Here is a 17,098-nt window from a genome sequence, read left to right as displayed (position 1 = left end):
AATAGCGAGCATCCTCCAACCGAGTCGCCAACCACCCTTGAAGAGCCTCCGCCGCAAGAACATCCCACGACTCCCAGTTCCAGCGCCGCTTGTACTCAGGACGCTCGAGCAGCTTCACGAACCGATCCGACTCGATCAGAGCCAGTCGCTCCTCAACTCGAATCTCGGTACCACGCTGGCCATCCGTCGGGCAGCTCCGTGACTGGCGCCGACCGGTGTCGACGAAACCACTCCGTCGTCATCTCGCCTGAGGCCGCCCGTCGAGCCAGTGCAATCTCAAAGGCACGCTGGCCCTTCTCCAACTCGAAGGCCTGGTCGGGCGAGAAGGACAGATCCCTGTCTGTGATTCCGTAGAGGAATGCGCACCGCCAGTCCAGCTCGTCCTGCAACCACACCATCCGACCACGCAGCCGACCGACCTCGTTCTCGAACGCTGACCAGTTGCCCCAATGACCAGCCTCGGCGGCAGCCGTCGGCAGGGCGGACGACAGCTCCTGAGCCGTTCGATCGAGTGCTTCCGCCCACGGCAGTACCTCTCCCGTCACAATCGGGAATGCCTTCAGTTTCGTTCCGTCGAACTCGGATCGGACCGTCCACGCCTCGCTCTCAAGCCCTCGGTCCACTCCATTGGAGGGCTTGCCCTGGAAGACCTGCTTCATCCAGAAACACGCCACCGCCGAATTCAACAACCCCAGCAACTGCAGGTGCTCAGCCTCCGACGCCCCCTCCGGCAACTTGATCACCGGCGCCGACTTATTGAACACATTGCCACCTCGGTCCAGCACAAAGTGATTGTGTGTGGAGACGAAAGCGAATGTGAGGGAGTGGGGGGTTTGGTACGTCCGCGCCGTGTACTGCATGTACTCGTACCACTTCAAACCAGCGTCAGCCATCTTGCCCTGGAAGGTGGCACGATCCGCAAGGATTGCCCTCCATCGCCAGAGCAGTAACTCAGCGGACTCGATGGTCGAGTTGTCGGAATACGGGTCCCAGAGCCAATTCACGTAGGCCCCGGACCAGTCACGTAGATCCCTTCCAACCACGAACTTTCGGAACTGCCCTCTGGCTAAGCCGCTGTGGCGTAGACGCACATCGTCAAAGAGGTAGGCTTCATCAGCCCCGACTCGAACCGCTCCGCCGATCGGAGGCGAAATGGCCGCCTGCAGTGGCGCGAGATCACCTTCGATTAGCTTGGTCAACGGACCGGCCGCTCCGCCCTGCAGCGACCAGGGGTGACCCGCTAGTCGTTCCCGTCCGAGCTGGTCCACACTGACGAAGTCGTCTTCTGCGCCAGGCTGATCGATCAGGCGCTCGATCGATGACCAGACTTTGCCCTCGGCAGGTACGGCTGGAGACGAAGGCTCGCCACGGACGCCAAGCACAGCCCTCAACTTGTCGCCAACCGGCCCACGGTTGCGTCCGAACAGGATCACCGTCGGCGTGCCATGCCCTGGAATGTACGCGCCACTCGTGTCGATCACATGCGTGAGGTCGACCTCGGAGGCGAGAAAGTCCTCGATCAACTTCTTGCCGAACTCTCGCTCCATGAATGAGTTCGCCGTGATCTGTCCCGTGAATCCAACAGGCCGATCACTTGCTCCTCGGTAGGCGAGATCGAAGATCCGTTCCATGAACGGCACCGCCAGCGAATACTGACGATGGCACGTCGGGTAGCGGTCGCGATAGGCCGCTCCGGCTGCCTGGTCCTTGACCGTGATGTACGGCGGGTTGGCCACTACGGCTTCGTAGCGACGACCCAAGATGCGGTCGAGCAGCGCTGCGTCCTCGGTCGCATAGAGATGGGCGGTGTCCGCCATCGACCGCTCGACCTCAGGCAGCCGCGCCCCCGCCAACGTTCGCGCCGGACCGTGCAGCAACGAATCACCGACAGCAACCTGGATGTCGAATACTGGGGCCTGGGATAGCTTCGCAACCTCCGCAAACCGCAGCGCGGCAACGAGAAGGCGGAATCGGGCAATCGACGCGGCGAACGGATTCAGATCCACCCCGTACACGTTCCCCAGTGCACGAGCTGCGGCAGCGCGAGGGCCAGCTCCCGGATCAGCGTCGAGATGCCGCTTGGCCAATCGAGCGAAGGCGCCAAGCAGGAAGTGACCCGACCCGCACGCCGGATCGATCAGACCGAATCCAACCTCAGCATCAGCCCCGGCGAGACCGAACTCGTCCAACGCCGGCTCCAGCGTCCGATCAAGGATGAACTCCTCGACGAAGTCCGGCGTTTGCAGCAGCGCGTACGTCTTCTTCGCGTGATCCGAGAGGTCTTGGTAGAGGTCGCCGAGAAAGCGGGTCCCCCACTCCGGATCAGCAAAATCCCACACCAACGGTCCGCCATCGGTGACCTGGCGCCACAACTCGATCAGCGATCGGCATACATCGTCTGACGGGCCGAACCGCCACAGCGGATTGTGCTCCCCGAACACCTGCCCGAGGCCCGGCAGGCCCGCCGCTTGCTCGAACACATGCAGGAGAAAGGCACGCTCACCGTCGGCCGGATGCTCACGGAAGAACTCCAGCTGCGCATCACTCGCCCACCGCCGCCAATCCCCCGGCCCCGAAATCAACGGATCGGCCAGCAGGCCGTTGTCCTCACAGAACCGGATGAAGACCGTGCCGAGCACCCAGGACACGGCGACCTGTGCGAGCAGGTCCTCACGCCACGTGTCCTCGTCGTGCGCCGTCCGCCCCGCCTCCGACGCAGCCAACCAGTCACCATGCACCAACTCGGCAACCTCGGGCACCTCATCGGCACGCGTCCGGAGATCATCGACCAGACCCGAAACTCGAGCCTTCAGCTCAGACGTGAGGGCAGCAGCATCAATCACGAGGCGACTCCAGATCGGTGGGCGTTGCGGAGCCAGTCCTCGGGGAGGTGGCTCCATTCGTTGCGGGAGATGACGGGGACGGCCCGGCCGTCGAGCATCGGGACATCGGTGGCGGTGGCCGCTGGCACGAGGAGCCATAGGGCTTGCAGCGGGTTCCCGCCCTCGTGGAGGGCGCTGCGCCAGCTGGCGACGAGATCGAGTCGGTCGAAGCGAGCCAGCAGACCGGGATCGGTCAAGAGAACCGTGCCGTCCGTGGCGATCAGGCGCTGGGTGAAGCCATCGAGGGCTCGATTGACCACGTTGCGGAGATTGCCCCAGTGGGGCCCGACCTCGCCGGCTGCGTCGGCCTCGGTGAGGACCTGCCACGAGGGCTTGCCGTTGGCAGTCAGTTCATCGAGCTGTTCGGTGAGCCAGCTGTCGACGCTGACGGTGACATCGGCGAGTCGTGTGAGTTGCGAGGTCGCCTTTTTGACGTCGATCGGCTTGGCGACCAAGACCAGGAGGCCGCCGTTGTTGTGCGAGCGGCCGAGACGGTCCTCGAAGTCTTGGGCGTTGTCGATCTCGACGCGAGGGATGTCGGCCGTGACGTTGGTTGCGTAACGGGAGTACGAACCGGCCAGCGTGCTCGAAGACGTGCCGCGATGGAGCGGGTTGATATAGGCGCCTGCCGCCGAGTCCCAGGACAGTCCGACGCCGGCGGCCCCGAGCGCAGCGTCGAGGTCAGGGCGACCCGGTAGCGGCATCGCGGCAGGGAAGCGGGCTGCGACCTTGGCCTGGACATCTTCGATGGTGAGCGGCTTCGGGGCGACGAAGGCTCGACGGGTGGCTCGAAGCGCGGCGACAGGTTCGAGGTCGGTGCGGTAGAGCTCGAGGCGGCTGTTCAGCGATGCTTCGGCGCACAGGTCGGCGGCGAGGTCGGCGAGGTGAGCGTCGGGCAGCGGGGCATCGAAGACTGGAGCAGCGATCGATTGGAGGTGGTCGAGCAGCTGCACCCGGGTGACAACGTCATGGTCCGACACGAGCGAGCCAGCAGCATCGGCGAGGGCAGCAGCGTAGTTGGCGAGTTCGACGCCGCTGACAGGCGCGTCGACGCCATCTCGTGCGAGCAGGACCGAACCGCTGCGACGACGAATGATCCACGTCGGCGCATCGACGCCTTCCTCGGTGAGGGACGCGATGCGGATTACGCCGCGAGCGGCTTGCGCGGCGAGCGCCGGGTCGTCACCGGGGTGACGAACAACGAGGCGGGTCACGAGTTGTTCGAGGCTGAGGACACCGAGATAGGTGACCTCGGCCCGGATCTGGTCGCGCTGGCGAGTGATCGCCGGTTCCTTCAGCCAGCGGGCCCGGAGCTTGCCGAGGAGCTGGGACACCCGGGCCGGGGTGACGTCGAGCCATTCGCCGAGTTCAGCCTGCGAGGCCCACGGGTCGTGGTCTGGCACTAGGCCGGCGACGATGCGAGCGAGGGCGATCTGGGTCTGCTGATCCTTGCGCTTCGACGTCGGGACCGCTTGGGCAGCAACCGCTCCGAGCTCGCCAGCACGCTGCTCGTCGTAGCCGGGAAGGCTGAGCTGGCCTGAAGCCGAGTCGTCGGTGGTCTCGGTGTCGTCGACATCGGGTTCTTCGCCGAGGGCATCGCCAAGCAGGCTGTGGGCAACAAGGAGGTCGTTGCGGGTCTTTGACCCGACGCCGGGAAGGGCGCGGAGCTGACCGGGGCGGAGGGCAAGGAGTTCGCCGACCGTGGTGATCTCGGCATTCTCCAGCGCACTCACAGCGCGACGGCTGAGGGGAAGAGTGGCGAGAGGTGTCGCACGATCGGTGCCAGCGGGGACGTTGAACTCGTCGTGCCCGTCGGTGTGCACGGTCGGAGTCGCCGGCTCGGCTGCGGCCTCGAAGGCTCGCCGCCAGGCGAAGTACATCTCATCTGCCGTTCCGAAACGCTCACGGACGTCTCGGTGGAGCGCTCGGGCGAAGAACGACGATAGCGACGTGGCGACAGCAGAGTCGAACAGTGCCGGCGACACATCGACGGGGTCATCGACGTAGCGAGGGTCGGCGGTGCCGTCGCCGTAGCGGGGCTTGGTGCCGGTGGCGATCTCGAAGAGCGTGACTGCAGCGCTATAGCGATCGGCGGCCGGGTCCCAGCGGCCACGCTTGGCGAGGAACGGGTCGAGATAGCCAGGGGTTCCGGCCTCGAGCGCCTCGATCGAGGCCGAGGCGAGAGAGAAGTCGAACAGAACCAGGTGCTGCGCGTCCTTGTCGCCTCGAGGAGCGACACCGAGATTGTCGGGCTTGATGTCTCGGTGGGCGCGGCCCATCTGCTCGAGGTAGCGAAGTGCGTCGAGGAGATCCTCGCCCCACCGCTGCACGAGCTCGACGCCCACCTTGGTACTCGCCAGGTGCGTGGCCAGCGTCCGCTGCGCAGACGAGGTGGTGCGGTCGGGGTCGTAGGGCGGACCTGCGTAGGACAGCAAGAGGGAGACGTGGCCGCTGAGGTCGAGCGGTTCCTCGAGGAGCTGCACGATCGCCGGATGCTGGAGGCCTTCGAGCGAGCTGGCTTCGTCGAGGAGTCGGTCGTTGCCCGTCTCGGGGTCGACGGCGACCTTGAGAACGCACCGCCGGTGGTAGTGCTCGACATCCTCGACGAGAAGGGCAATGGCGGTGGCGCCACGGCCAAGGCGGGCGATGACCTTGAAGCGGTCTCGCCCGATCACGGCGTCTCGTCGGGCGTCGAGCGGGTTGGGTTCGTAGTCGAGCTCCTCCTCGGCCCAGGATTCTTCGGCGAAGTCGAGCCGGATGAGCACGTCGTCCATCGAGGCAGAGCGACGCGATGGGTCGGCCTGTGTGGCCTCGATGACGAGGTCGGCGAGCTCAGGGTCGACGGCATCGGCGACGGCGGTGGGGTCGAGGTAGCCGACGGCATCTAGGGTTTGACGGAGCTGCCGTGCCGAGGCGGCTGGCGGCTTTCCAGTGAGGATGAGTAGCGCAAGCGCCCCGAGGCCGAAGACGTCGATGCGCTGGGGCTTGGCATCCGGCTGGGCGGCTTCGGGGGCTCGGTAGACGTCGATGTCGGAGGCGGCAATCGCACTGACGTGTGCGTGGGCGGTGCCAGCGACGACCGTGCCGTCGGGGCCCTGGGAGACACGGGCCCCGGCATGCCAGTTGGTAATGCGGATCCGAGGCGGCGTGTCTTCGTCGCCGGCGGTCACCAGAACAGCGGATGGGGCAAGGGCACGGTGGTAGACGCCGTGCCGGTGAGCGAAGGACAGCGCTTCGCCCAGTTGGCGGATGAGGCCGAGTCGGTCGTCGACGGAGAGCATGGACGACGCCGGGTTGGCCAGGAAGGCAGCGAGGTCGACTTCAGCGGGGTCGTAGTCGAAGAGGAGCGCAGGCCCACGTTCATGGTCGGTGAACGAGACCGGACGAACGATGCTCGGGTGGTCGAGGCTTCGGAGTAATTCGTACTCACGTCGAGCGGCGCGACTGGCGATCTCGCGCTGTGCGGTCGTGGCATTCTGCTCGAGCGGGTAAATGCGGACACGCCGAACGTCGCTCTCGATGCTGCGATGGCGAGCCTGGAAGTCTTGGTAGGCGATACCCGTGGAGCTGTCGGCCTCGACGTCCTGGAGCAGCTTGAGGACTTGGTAGTCGCCAACCCATCGACGTGATGTCGATTCTCGGATACCAGCCTGGCCGACCGCCTTGACGAGACGGTCGACGACGCTCCGGTCGATGCGACGGCGGGGGTGACCTTCAGGTGTCGGGTCGAGGGACGTCAGATGGTGGACGATGCCGCCGAGGTTCGCACGCTCTGGCGGAAGGTCATTGCCGGGGTCGGCGTCGCGTCCGAAGACGTTGAACCGCCCCTGCGGGCTGATGCGGCTGCGGAGCTTCGGGTCGGAGAGGAAGACGACCTCTTCAAGGTAGGGCATGTCGCGGCGGTTCTTCCGGAACGCCTGGGTGCTCTCGAGAAGGCTCTTGAGCGCCTTGGCCTTTCGGTTGGCCAAGATGCGCGGATTGTTCATTTGAATGAAGCCGCCGTCGGGGAACGTGACCTGCCACGTCCCGCTGTCACCGGCGATCTCACCAGGATGCGACTTGACCTCGATGAGATAGAAGCCGTTGTCGGTGATGGCGAGCGCGTCGACCTCGTAGAGCTGGCCATTGCGGGTAGTGAACTCGAAGTTGGCCCACACGTGGAACGGCTGACGGTCGGGCAACCGGCCTCGTAGCCAAGCCAGGGCCTCCCGTTCGTGGTCGTGTGGACTATCGCTCACCGTTGTCCACACAGGGCCAATCACCTTCCGTCGCCAGCAACGCTGGTCGATCGTAGACGGAATGACAGACGACCAGCAGATTCGCGCCGCGGTGAGGGTCTACGGTTGTTCGAAGGCAGGTTTCCATGAGCGATCACGCAAGGTCACGGATCGATGAGCTGGCAGCCGACAACGAGCGGCGCCTCACCGAGGTCTACGCCCGATTGATGGCGCTCGGCCATCACCGTGCCCAGGACCTGGCCGCTCATCGTGGCGAGAAACTCGAAGCAACACAGCGCTGGCTCGATGAGGCAGAGCAGGACAACCGGTTGTTCGCCGTTGAGGTCGACGGCGAGCTCGTGGTTCCGGCCTCCCTGCTCGATCCCGAGCTCCGGGAGATTGCGGAGTGGCACGCAGTGCTGGAGGTCGTCCACCAGTTCCGAGGACCGGGATGGCCACGGTGGACGTGGATCGACCTGCCGAATGGTTGGCTCGATGGCGGCGTGCCGTCCGAGATCATCCAGTCCGACCCACAAGCCGTTCTTCGGGCGGCGAAACGGAAGTTGGAGAGCCTCCGAGGCTGACGAGTCGTCCGAGTTCAGGGTCTACTCAGGGGCTGATGCTCGGGCCACACGCCATCTGAGCCCACTTGTTCGGTGAGCATCGTCGGCGACGGTGCTGTCGGCCCAGCGGCCCCACTTCACACTGGTCACAGAAATTCTGGAGAATTTTTCAGAACCGGGCCGCCCCCATGCCGGCCTGGCGAGCGACCTGACGGTCGCCTCCATGAATCCCTACCAGATCGGCTCAGCCGAACGCTGCATCATTAATGATGCATTCCATCCGAAACTGCCCTCATGCAACTTCGAGCCTTCCGGCTTCGGCACACTGGGCCAACACATCATTGGAGCCAACCAGCTATTCAGACTGCCCCGACTCAGGGACCGCCTGATCGCCGCCAGCGAGATCGAACGAATGCGATCCGCTGACGCCCTCACCCTCGCCGAAGCCCTCGGTGTGGTGTCCGATCGGCTCGAACTGTGGCAAGGCAGTTCGCAGACCGCAGTCCGAATGGTCAGCGACCTGGGCCTCTTCGCTCGGCACGCACGCCACCGAGGCGTTCGCTCGATCGACGAGGTGACCGCCGACCTGTGCGAAGAGTGGGTCACCTCGGCCGTTCTCCGCAGCGCTCCCCTCGCCAAGTGGGGCGACCCGGCGACCAAGACGCAGTACCGGCGCCGATCGGCGCTTCGCCTCATGTACCGAGAGCTGCGGTTCCTCGGCCTCGTCGCTGAAGGCGTCGACCCCACGATCGACCTCGTTCTCACCGACGCTCGAACCACCAAGGCCGTTCGGCCTGTGACCGTCGAAGAACTTCTCGAGCTGCAGGCAGCCTCACGCCGGACCACGGTCGAGACCCGCATCCCGGCGATTCTCGCCTTCACCGAAGCAACGCTCCGCCCGGCCGAGATCGCCGGGATCACGCTCGACGCAGTCGATCTCGGCGAGGGCACGGTCCAAACGCCCGGTGGATCGGGTCGACCGCGGGCCCGCAAAGCCGTCCTAAGCGACTGGGGCCGCGCTGAAGTCGAGCGGCGCCTCAAGGCTCTGAGCGCCGGACAACTCGTGTGCATCGACAGCGCCGAAGAGAGGCTTCGGCCAGGCTCGATCAGCACCGCTCTCGACCGACTGATCCGCGAGGCAGGTCTCGCACGTGATCGACGGGTCAAGCCCCGCTCGATCATCGCAGCTCGGGCACTGGCGACTTATGAGGAGACCGGAAGCATCGAAGCGGTCGCCAACCTGCTCGGCGCACGGTCGCTCGACCGGGCGGCAGCACTGATCGATCTGGGGTGGCAGCGATGACTTCCAAGCCCAAGCAGCCGAAGACCTCGAGGGTGACCGCCAAGAAGGATCGCACGACGCGGCGCCGCTCGTCCGACACCACATCGACCGAGTCCGACTACCCCATTCTGCGCAAGCGTATGCGGGGCCGCGAACTGCCTTCGACCATCACCGATCTGGAAGAGCTCCTGGCGCTCCTCGGAGACGCTGAGTTCCAGCAACTCTGCCTTTCCCTGGCGCCGGCCGACGTGCCACAGGTCGGCCGCCCGCCGAAACACCATCCGGCGGTCCACATGGTCGCCGCGTACGCCCGCTTGCTGCAGCACTCCGAACGCCATGGACATCGATGGCTCTTCGACCACTGGCCGAGGGTCCACTCCGAGATGTTCCGAACCTTCGGCAAAGCGGTGATTCCCAAGGAGCTCGACCCACCGACGAGATCAGCGACCCGACGATTCTTCGCTCGATCCGTCCAGGACAACGAGGACTACTTCGAATCCATGCGAAGCCTTGCGGCGAACGCAGCTCGCTCACTCGGGCTGGGCACGGGGGATGGCTCCCTGAGCAACCCTGTGAGGACATCCACCATCTTCGGCGATGGCGCCGTCTACCGAGCACGAAGCAGCTTCACCAAGGAAGACAAGGTCATCGACCCCGAGACTGGAGAGATCAAGAGCCGCCGCTTCGACCCCGACGCCGACACCTACGTCCAGGGTGACGAGACCCGCATCCACGGCCTCAAGACGGCAGCCTTCAGCATCGCCTCGGATCATCCGGGTGAACGCGTGCTTCTCGACTTCGACGTCGACGCCGGATCGAACGAGGCCGCGGCGGCCATGCGAATCTTCGAGCGGGTCGCCGACGAGTTCGGCGACGGGATCAAGGCGGTGACCTACGACATGGCGTTCGCCGGCAAACACATCGACCAGATCTACCGACGCGGCATCATGCCGGTGATTGGCGTCCCCCTCCAGGAGGGTGGGAAGCTTCGAAATCAGTCGGTCGGCGTGCACACCTTGAACCTCAACGCACCTCACAACGGCACGCTCAAGGAGGACGTTCAGTTCTGGGCGATCAACGGGCGGCCGCACATCCAGGTGGTCGCAGGCAGCGAGTTGCTCTACGAACCGCTCGACCTCACCCGAATCAGCAGGCGTGAAATCGCGTTCCGCGAGTACCTGGTCAGAGCGGAGTTCGAGGTCCCCAACTCGGCGCCCTTTCCAAAGCATCAGCGGGGAGCGAAGGTCCTGATTCGCCTCAACACGACTCCGGAAGAACGGAAGGCGGCATCGGACAGCAGCTTCAAGAACTCGGCCAAACGCCGAAGCACGGCACCAAAGCCGCATGCACTGCGCGCTCACTCCGAAGGCGACCCCAACTGGGCCTCCCTGACCGGCATTCGCCAGGATTCGGAAGCGCTGAACGCCTGGAACAAGGACCAGCAGGGACCCCACCGCCGCTCCGCGGTCTACGGCAACGCACGGCTTCGGGTGTGGCTCTCGCTGAGCCAGCTTCGGAGTGCCATTCGATCGAAGCTCGTGCGGAAGCGGCGTGAAGCGGCGGAGGCCGCCAAGCGCTAGCACGAACCCAACGGCGACGGACCCAGCCCGGCACTCGCCGGGCTGGTTTCGCGCGCCCGGTGCCAGCCGGGCAGGTGTTTCGGACCTCTGGAACGGCCCTCGGCGGTAGTCTCAGGCCCGAAGACGGGCCGAATCGGCGCCTGTGACAATCGACACCGTTATTTCGCGCCGATTTTCGATCCGTCCCCGCCCCCGTAGCTCAGTGGATAGAGCATCGGTTTCCTAAACCGTGAGCGCAAGTTCGATTCTTGCCGGGGGCGCTCAGCGGGAATGTCCTCCTAGCAGGGAAAACACTCCCATCTGCTCGTCCGCCCAGTGTCGTCGTGTGGTGCCCGTAGCACTGAGTTCTACCCACACGCCGATGTCGAGCTATCCGGGTTCGCTCGTCAGTCGAGTGAGGATGAGCAACGACTCGTTCTCGGTGGTACCGAACTCCGCAATGAGATCTCGACGCTCACGCAACACCTCGGCGATGTCATTGGTCGTCGCGTTTCCAAGGCGTAGCCACACCGCCTTCGGGGGCGGACCGAGCAGGAAGGCGAGCTGCCGAAAGTCGGAGTCCTTGGAGACGATCGTGTAGCCGTGTTGACCGGCGTAGCTCCAGATCTCGTTGTCGGCCGCCGTGTCGAGAGCAAGCGCCAGTACATGCGTGCTATTGGGAAAGACGTCGCTCAGCCGGGCGACGAGATGACGAGAGAGGTTCTGGTCAAAGAGGAGCTTCACGCCGGTTCGGCGAGTCGACGCTCACGCATCGCGGCGAACTCCAGCGCAGCGCGAACATGCGCTTCGCTCAACTCGGGAAAATCATCAACGATCTCAGCCGCAGTCATTCCTGAGGCCAGATAGTCCAGCACGTCGTAGACCGTGATCCTCGTACCGACGAAACAGGGCTTGCCGCTGCGAACGCCCGGCCGAGTTTCGATCAATGCTGCAACGCTCATGGCCCGAAGGGTACCGCACGACAGCCACTCGCTCCCGCAGCGACACTGCCCAGCGAAGGCGTCGGCGACAAGATCCGATTCGATCAGTGGGTGCGGGTCGGCCTGGGAGTTGCTGTGAAGTCGTACATGCCGCTGTCCTCGGCAATCTCGACCATGCGGTCGAGAGCGTCGCGGGTCTCGCTCGATCGGCGTCGCCGGTACTCAAGAACATCCGACAGCAGCACACGACGGTGTCTTCCGGGTTGTTCGTAGGGGATCTCGCCGGCTTCGAGGAGTTTGACGAGGGTCGGCCGTTCGCAAGACCGGCTTCTTTCCCGATTTGGAGGCGCGCCCTTGGCGGTGGCCGAGCCGACGTGGTCAACCGGCGGTCGAGCGGTAGCCGCGGTCGGCGAGCCAGGCCCGGGCTCGACCCAGGCGAGCGTCGTCGCGGAACCGGTGCCAGCGCGTGTACTCGTGTTCGTAGCGGCTCAGCTCGCTCCTGAATCGCCGAAAGGCGCCGCGCCCCGCCAGCGTGTCATCGAGGCGAGCGGCGATGTCGGGATCGTCGACCGACGCGGTGAAGCGCTCCATGTCGGCGTAACCCGGCGCCGATCCGTGTCCGGCGACGACGAGCCAACGGTCCGAGTCGGGGTCGAAGTCCTCGGGCCCCTCGTGGATGTCGAGGAGATCGGCCGGCCAGACCGTCCCGTCGACCAGGTCGACAGCAGCCTCGCTGCCACCGGACTGGTCGAGAGCCTCGCCCAGCTGTTCGAGCTCGACGGGCAGCGGGAGCAAGCCGGACGACGTCTCGACCACGAAGTGCCCGAGTTCGGCGATGAGTTCCTCATCACCGGTCCAGCCACGGGTGGCCAGCGCATCGACGAGTTGGCCGGCGATCGCAATGAGTCCGTCGGTCGACTCGCCCCGCAAGATTGCGCTGCCGGCGTGTTGGAGCCCGTCGACCGGCAACGCTCCCGCCAACACGTCCTCGATGGCTCGTGCATCGGTACCGGCGATCCGTAGTTGTCTCGACCACACGTCACGACTCATCGATGTGCCTCCGCTCTGGTCCGGCCACGGGCGACACAAATCGCTGGGCGGCGACCTCCCGACCGACCACACTGGATTGTCGCCACAGGAGCAGACCGATGCCAACGACACCAGCCGACAACCTCCTCACATGGGCCGACGACCTCGATGGCACGACACTCGATCAGGTCGCCAATGCGGCGGCGCTGCCATTCGTACACCATCCGGTCGCGCTCATGGCCGACGCCCATCTCGGCTACGGCGTGCCGATCGGGACGGTCCTCGCCACCAAGGGGGCCGTGATCCCCTCGGCCGTCGGTGTCGACATCGGCTGCGGCATGGCGGCGCAGCGGTTGTCCGTGTCGGTCGACGAACTCGACCTCGACCGCCTTCACGACCGGATCAGCCAAGTCGTTCCTGCTGGACAGCCCACGCGCAAGGCGACGGGGTCGGGTTCGTTTCGCGACACCGAGCGGATCATCGACCTGTCTACCGACGACGAAGCGCTGCTGTCCGCCGGTGCAGGCCACACGGGGTTCGACGTCCGTAGGGCCGCCGACCAGTTCGGCACCCTCGGCGGCGGCAACCACTTCGTCGAGGTCTGCGAAGACACCGACGGGGCGGCCTGGATCGTGCTGCACTCGGGAAGTCGTGGCGTGGGCAACACGATCGCGAAGACGCACATCGACGCGGCCAAGGGACTCATGGCGGCGTACTTCATCGAGTTGGGTGACCCTGACCTCGCCTACCTCGTGGAAGGCACACCGGAGTTCACGGCCTACATCACCGCCATGCTCTGGGCGCAGGACTACGCCGCCCGGTCCCGCTCGCTGATGATGCGCGCCACCTTGGCCGTTGTCGCCGAGCAGTCCGGTGGACCGGCCGCAGCCGAAGACGAGATCAACTGTCACCACAACTACACGACCCGTGAGCACCACCACGGCCAGAACCTCTGGGTCACGCGCAAGGGTGCTATCGACGCCGGAACGGGGAAGCTCGGGATCATCCCCGGATCGATGGCGACCGGCTCCTACATCGTGGAGGGCTGTGGGTCCCCGGCGTCCTACTGCTCGGCGTCGCACGGTGCTGGTCGAACGATGTCGCGCTCGGCTGCCCGGAAGCAGCTGACCGAGGCGTCGTTGGACGACCGCATGGACGGCATCGCCTGGAACCACGACGCCGGGGCGCTGCTCGATGAGCACCCCGACGCCTACAAGCGGATCGAGGACGTGATGGCCAACCAATCCGATCTCGTTCGCCCGGTGGCAAGGCTCCGCACCGTGCTCAACTACAAGGGTGCGTGAGTCGGCGGGTGCCCAACGATCGGGGCTGCCTCGGTGACCATGCGCGAACATGGCTGGGTGCCCAGTGGCAAAGACGATGACATCGATCTGGCCGGCGCTGTCGTCCGACTTAGGACGACAGCGCCCTCCGACATTCCTGCGCTCATCGCGATCCGCCAGACCGACGAGGTGCGCAGCCGTTGGGGTGGCGGCGACCTCGAGGCCGAATTCGCCGACGATCTGGCCGATGACGCGCTCTTCCAGCTGACCATCGAGGTCGACGGGCGAATCGTCGGACTGATTCAGTTCGCCGAGGAGGAGGACCCCCAGTACCGCCATGCCTCAATCGACATCTACATCGACCCCGCCGTCCACCGACAGGGATACGCGAGCGACGCAATCGCCACGCTGACCGACCATCTCTTCGCCGAGCGAGGCCATCACCGACTGACGATCGATCCAGCTGCCGACAACCTGGCGGCGATCGCCTGCTACTCGGCGGTCGGGTTCCGCCCGGTCGGCGTCATGCGCTCCTACGAACGTCGCTCCGACGGCAGCTGGAGCGACGGCCTCCTCATTGAGCTGCTCGCCACCGACGACCCACGAGGAAGGGAGACCACACCATGACCCACACGCACGAGTGTTCGTTCTCTCTCGACAACGGTCGACTGCAGGTCGACGTGGTGATGGGCGACATCACGACCGAACGAGTCGATGCCATCGTCAACGCCGCCAACTCGTCACTCCTCGGAGGAGGCGGCGTCGACGGCGCCATTCATCGAGTGGCCGGGCCCGAGCTGCTGGCGGCCTGCCGTCTCCTCGATGGCTGTCCGACCGGACAGGCGAAGATCACGCCTGGCTTCGACCTCCCGGCCACGTGGGTCATCCACACCGTCGGCCCGATCTGGTACGGCGGAACCGATGGAGAGCCCGAACTACTGGCGTCGTGCTACCGGCAATCACTCGCGCTGGCAGACGAAGTCGACGCAAGCTCGATTGCGTTCCCGGCCATCTCGACCGGCGTCTACGGGTATCCGACGGAGCCCGCGGCCCGGGTCGCCGTCGAGACCATCACCTCGACCGGCACATCGGTCACGCTGGTTCGCCTCGTCTGCTTCAACCAGCCGACGTGGGATGCCTATCTGAGCATCCTCGACCACTAGGGAAATCAGCCAACGCCACAGGGGCACCCACAATCTCGGTGAGACACCCGTCGCTTCGTCGGCTAGATCGCACCAGGCTGCCTACGCTTCGGACATGAAGATCGCCATCATCGGCGCCGGGAGCGTCGGCACCGCCGTTGCCTATGCGGCTGCCATCCAGGGGGTTGCCGACGAGCTCGTGCTCTACGACCTCGATGGAGCCAAGGCCACCGCCGAGGTCCTCGACCTCCAGCACGGGCTCCAGTTCGTCCCGTCCGTCCAGGTCCAAGGAGGCGACGACATCACCGCGTGCCGTGATGCCGAGATCGTCGTGATCACGGCCGGGGCGAAACAACGCCCGGGGCAGAGTCGGCTCGACCTGGCCGGAGCGAATGCAGCGATGACCCGCAAACTCGTCCCGCAGCTCCTCGGGCTGACCACGAGTCCAGTCCTGCTGTTCGTGACCAACCCAGTTGATGTGGTGACGTTCGTCGGGCAAGTGGCGGCGGCCGAACTCGGCATCGACCATCGCAGGGTCATCGGCTCGGGCACCGTGCTCGACACCTCCCGCCTCCGCCACCGGCTGGCGACGAACTTGTCGGTCGCCGTTTCGAGCGTGCACGCGTCCATCGTCGGTGAGCACGGCGACAGTGAGATTGCGCTCTGGTCGACGGCGAACGTCGGCGGTGCACCACTGCCGCTGGCGGCTCGGGAACTCGACGAGTTGCTGCACGAGATCCGCAATGCGGCGTATCGCATCATCGAGGGCAAGGGAGCGACGAATCTGGCGATCGGCCTGTCCACCGCTCGCATCCTGGCTGCCATCGCCAACGACGAGCGAGCCGTCCTTCCGATCTCCACTCGCCACACGTTCGACGGCGTCGGCGACGTCTGCCTGTCGCTTCCCACCGTCGTCGGTCGAGCGGGCGCGGTGGACATCGTCGAGGTGCCGATGACCGATCACGAGCGACAGGGCCTCACCGCCAGTGCGCAGGCCATCCGAGCCACCATCGACGCCGTCAGCTGATCGGGACGCCTGGCGCGGTGCTCGACGGTGGTGGAGACTGCCCGCATGTCAGCTGAACAGATCGTCAACGACTTCATCAAGGCCATCGAGGCACAAGACGTCGACGCCGCCGTGGCCATGGTCGCTCCCAACGTGTCGTATGAGAACATGCCGATGAACCCGATCGTCGGCCGCGACGCCGTACGCCAGACCCTCGCCGGGTTCCTCGAACGTGCAACCGAGGTGGACTGGCGGATCGACAACCAATGGGCCGTTGGTTCGACTGTGATCAACGAGCGGCTCGACCGGTTCAAGATCGGCGAGGGCTGGCTCGAGCTGCCGGTCGCCGGCATCTTCGAGGTCAACACCGACGGACTCATCACCCTGTGGCGCGACTACTTCGACCTCGGCAGCTACATGAGCCAACTCACTGCGCTGACGAGCTGACACCCACCGTCGTCACGCGCCCCGCTGGTCGCAGACGATTAGCCTGCAGCGATGCGTCTGACACCGACCGAGCGTGATCGGCTGCTCCTCTTCTCAGCAGCGGAACTGGCCCGGTCGCGCCGCGCTCGCGGCCTGCGGCTCAACGTGCCAGAGGCTACGGCGCTGATCGCCGACACCGTGTGCGAAGCGGCTCGGGATGGGCAGCGCCTCGGCGACGCCGCAGCGGCGGGTGCATCGATCCTGACGGTCGATGACGTCCTCCCCGGGGTGGTCGACATCGTCACCGAGGTCAAGGTCGAGGCGGTCTTCGACGACGGCACCCGCATGGTCGTGGTCCGCAACCCTTTCGGTCCGGATGCGGACGGCCTCGGCGACGAGGCGCCCGGCGCCGTACTCACCGGTCCCGTCACCGCGACCGAGCACGCAGGACGTACGACACTCGCGGTCGTCAACACCTCCGATGTGCCCATTTCGATCACCTCGCACTTCCACTTCTTCGAGGTGAACCAACGGATGCAGTTCGACCGAGCGGCGGCCTACGGCATGCATCTCGACATCCCTGCGGGTGCCGCCCTGCGCTTCGATCCGCACCAGACCGTCGATGCACCGCTGGTCCCGATCGGCGGCAAGCGGGTCGCCATCGGCTTCGCCGGCCTGGTCGACGGACCGCTCGACGCCCCCGGCGCGAAGGAAGCCGCCATCGCTCGGGCCGCTGCGCTCGGCTACCTCGGCGCATGACGGAGGCCT

Annotated in this window: 14 protein-coding genes, 1 tRNA gene and 1 pseudogene; 10 read left to right on the top strand and 6 right to left on the bottom strand. The window is 65.6% G+C overall.

What is annotated here, in order from left to right:
- Positions 1 to 152: 152 nt before the first annotated feature.
- The gene (gene pglX / locus R2733_12370) at positions 153 to 2,900 is read right to left on the bottom strand and encodes a BREX-2 system adenine-specific DNA-methyltransferase PglX (GenBank protein ID MEZ5377292.1); all 2,748 of its coding nucleotides are present in this window, start codon (positions 2,898 to 2,900) and stop codon (positions 153 to 155) included.
- Positions 2,840 to 7,120, bottom strand: a complete 4,281-nt coding sequence (pglW, locus tag R2733_12365; protein ID MEZ5377291.1) for a BREX system serine/threonine kinase PglW — start codon at positions 7,118 to 7,120, stop codon at positions 2,840 to 2,842. The genes pglX and pglW overlap by 61 nt, the downstream gene beginning before the upstream one ends.
- Before the next feature lie 125 nt (positions 7,121 to 7,245).
- Between pglW and R2733_12360 the strand changes: the two genes are divergently transcribed.
- The 4 genes from R2733_12360 to R2733_12345 all read left to right on the top strand — a co-directional run bounded on the left by R2733_12360 (position 7,246) and on the right by R2733_12345 (position 10,784).
- Positions 7,246 to 7,683, top strand: coding sequence for a hypothetical protein (locus tag R2733_12360; GenBank protein ID MEZ5377290.1), 438 nt, complete (start codon positions 7,246 to 7,248; stop codon positions 7,681 to 7,683).
- 391 nt (positions 7,684 to 8,074) lie between these two features.
- Complete coding sequence (locus R2733_12355; protein ID MEZ5377289.1) at positions 8,075 to 8,965, top strand: hypothetical protein; 891 nt, start codon at positions 8,075 to 8,077, stop codon at positions 8,963 to 8,965.
- The gene (locus R2733_12350) at positions 8,962 to 10,524 is read left to right on the top strand and encodes a hypothetical protein (protein ID MEZ5377288.1); all 1,563 of its coding nucleotides are present in this window, start codon (positions 8,962 to 8,964) and stop codon (positions 10,522 to 10,524) included. The genes R2733_12355 and R2733_12350 overlap by 4 nt, the downstream gene beginning before the upstream one ends.
- 188 nt (positions 10,525 to 10,712) lie before the next feature.
- Positions 10,713 to 10,784, top strand: a tRNA-Arg gene (locus tag R2733_12345).
- Positions 10,785 to 10,893: 109 nt separating this feature from the next.
- Here the strand turns inward: R2733_12345 and R2733_12340 are convergent.
- From R2733_12340 to R2733_12325, 4 genes and pseudogenes are all read right to left on the bottom strand, one after another.
- The gene (locus R2733_12340) at positions 10,894 to 11,247 is read right to left on the bottom strand and encodes a DUF5615 family PIN-like protein (protein ID MEZ5377287.1); all 354 of its coding nucleotides are present in this window, start codon (positions 11,245 to 11,247) and stop codon (positions 10,894 to 10,896) included.
- Positions 11,244 to 11,465 carry a DUF433 domain-containing protein gene (locus R2733_12335; protein MEZ5377286.1) on the bottom strand — a complete coding sequence of 74 codons (222 nt, stop codon included), beginning with the start codon at positions 11,463 to 11,465 and terminating at the stop codon, positions 11,244 to 11,246. Before R2733_12335 ends, R2733_12340 begins: the two co-directional genes overlap by 4 nt.
- A gap of 83 nt (positions 11,466 to 11,548) precedes the next feature.
- A pseudogene (locus R2733_12330) lies at positions 11,549 to 11,752 on the bottom strand (DNA-binding protein).
- A gap of 70 nt (positions 11,753 to 11,822) precedes the next feature.
- On the bottom strand, positions 11,823 to 12,494 hold the full coding sequence (locus R2733_12325) for a UPF0158 family protein (GenBank protein ID MEZ5377285.1): 672 nt from the start codon (positions 12,492 to 12,494) through the stop codon (positions 11,823 to 11,825).
- Between the two features lie 98 nt (positions 12,495 to 12,592).
- Between R2733_12325 and R2733_12320 the strand changes: the two genes are divergently transcribed.
- From R2733_12320 to ureA, 6 genes are all read left to right on the top strand, one after another.
- Positions 12,593 to 13,777, top strand: a complete 1,185-nt coding sequence (locus R2733_12320; protein MEZ5377284.1) for an RtcB family protein — start codon at positions 12,593 to 12,595, stop codon at positions 13,775 to 13,777.
- A gap of 39 nt (positions 13,778 to 13,816) precedes the next feature.
- Positions 13,817 to 14,383 (top strand): GNAT family protein, encoded by a 567-nt coding sequence (locus tag R2733_12315; GenBank protein ID MEZ5377283.1) that lies wholly within the window; start codon positions 13,817 to 13,819, stop codon positions 14,381 to 14,383.
- Positions 14,380 to 14,919 carry an O-acetyl-ADP-ribose deacetylase gene (locus R2733_12310; protein ID MEZ5377282.1) on the top strand — a complete coding sequence of 180 codons (540 nt, stop codon included), beginning with the start codon at positions 14,380 to 14,382 and terminating at the stop codon, positions 14,917 to 14,919. The genes R2733_12315 and R2733_12310 overlap by 4 nt, the downstream gene beginning before the upstream one ends.
- A gap of 94 nt (positions 14,920 to 15,013) precedes the next feature.
- On the top strand, positions 15,014 to 15,925 hold the full coding sequence (locus R2733_12305) for an NAD(P)-binding domain-containing protein (GenBank protein MEZ5377281.1): 912 nt from the start codon (positions 15,014 to 15,016) through the stop codon (positions 15,923 to 15,925).
- Positions 15,926 to 15,970: 45 nt separating this feature from the next.
- Positions 15,971 to 16,351, top strand: a complete 381-nt coding sequence (locus R2733_12300) for a limonene-1,2-epoxide hydrolase family protein (protein ID MEZ5377280.1) — start codon at positions 15,971 to 15,973, stop codon at positions 16,349 to 16,351.
- A gap of 51 nt (positions 16,352 to 16,402) precedes the next feature.
- On the top strand, positions 16,403 to 17,089 hold the full coding sequence (ureA, locus tag R2733_12295; GenBank protein ID MEZ5377279.1) for an urease subunit gamma: 687 nt from the start codon (positions 16,403 to 16,405) through the stop codon (positions 17,087 to 17,089).
- The last annotated feature ends 9 nt before the right edge of the window (positions 17,090 to 17,098 follow it).

The sequence above is a fragment of the Acidimicrobiales bacterium genome (assembly GCA_041394265.1).
GTDB lineage: Bacteria > Actinomycetota > Acidimicrobiia > Acidimicrobiales > SZUA-35 > JBBQUN01.
Note: the sequence above shows the minus strand (reverse complement) of the source record. Positions and strands in the feature narration are given on the sequence as shown.

Coding starts and splice junctions, on each gene's coding strand:
- R2733_12315 (MEZ5377283.1), top strand. CDS start 13,817: ATGCGCGAACATGGCTGGGTGCCCAGTGGCAAAGACGATGACATCGAT.
- pglX (MEZ5377292.1), bottom strand. CDS start 2,900: ATGGAGCCACCTCCCCGAGGACTGGCTCCGCAACGCCCACCGATCTGG.
- R2733_12360 (MEZ5377290.1), top strand. CDS start 7,246: ATGAGCGATCACGCAAGGTCACGGATCGATGAGCTGGCAGCCGACAAC.
- R2733_12335 (MEZ5377286.1), bottom strand. CDS start 11,465: ATGAGCGTTGCAGCATTGATCGAAACTCGGCCGGGCGTTCGCAGCGGC.
- R2733_12305 (MEZ5377281.1), top strand. CDS start 15,014: ATGAAGATCGCCATCATCGGCGCCGGGAGCGTCGGCACCGCCGTTGCC.
- R2733_12350 (MEZ5377288.1), top strand. CDS start 8,962: ATGACTTCCAAGCCCAAGCAGCCGAAGACCTCGAGGGTGACCGCCAAG.
- R2733_12310 (MEZ5377282.1), top strand. CDS start 14,380: ATGACCCACACGCACGAGTGTTCGTTCTCTCTCGACAACGGTCGACTG.
- R2733_12355 (MEZ5377289.1), top strand. CDS start 8,075: ATGCGATCCGCTGACGCCCTCACCCTCGCCGAAGCCCTCGGTGTGGTG.
- ureA (MEZ5377279.1), top strand. CDS start 16,403: ATGCGTCTGACACCGACCGAGCGTGATCGGCTGCTCCTCTTCTCAGCA.
- R2733_12325 (MEZ5377285.1), bottom strand. CDS start 12,494: ATGAGTCGTGACGTGTGGTCGAGACAACTACGGATCGCCGGTACCGAT.
- R2733_12320 (MEZ5377284.1), top strand. CDS start 12,593: ATGCCAACGACACCAGCCGACAACCTCCTCACATGGGCCGACGACCTC.
- R2733_12300 (MEZ5377280.1), top strand. CDS start 15,971: ATGTCAGCTGAACAGATCGTCAACGACTTCATCAAGGCCATCGAGGCA.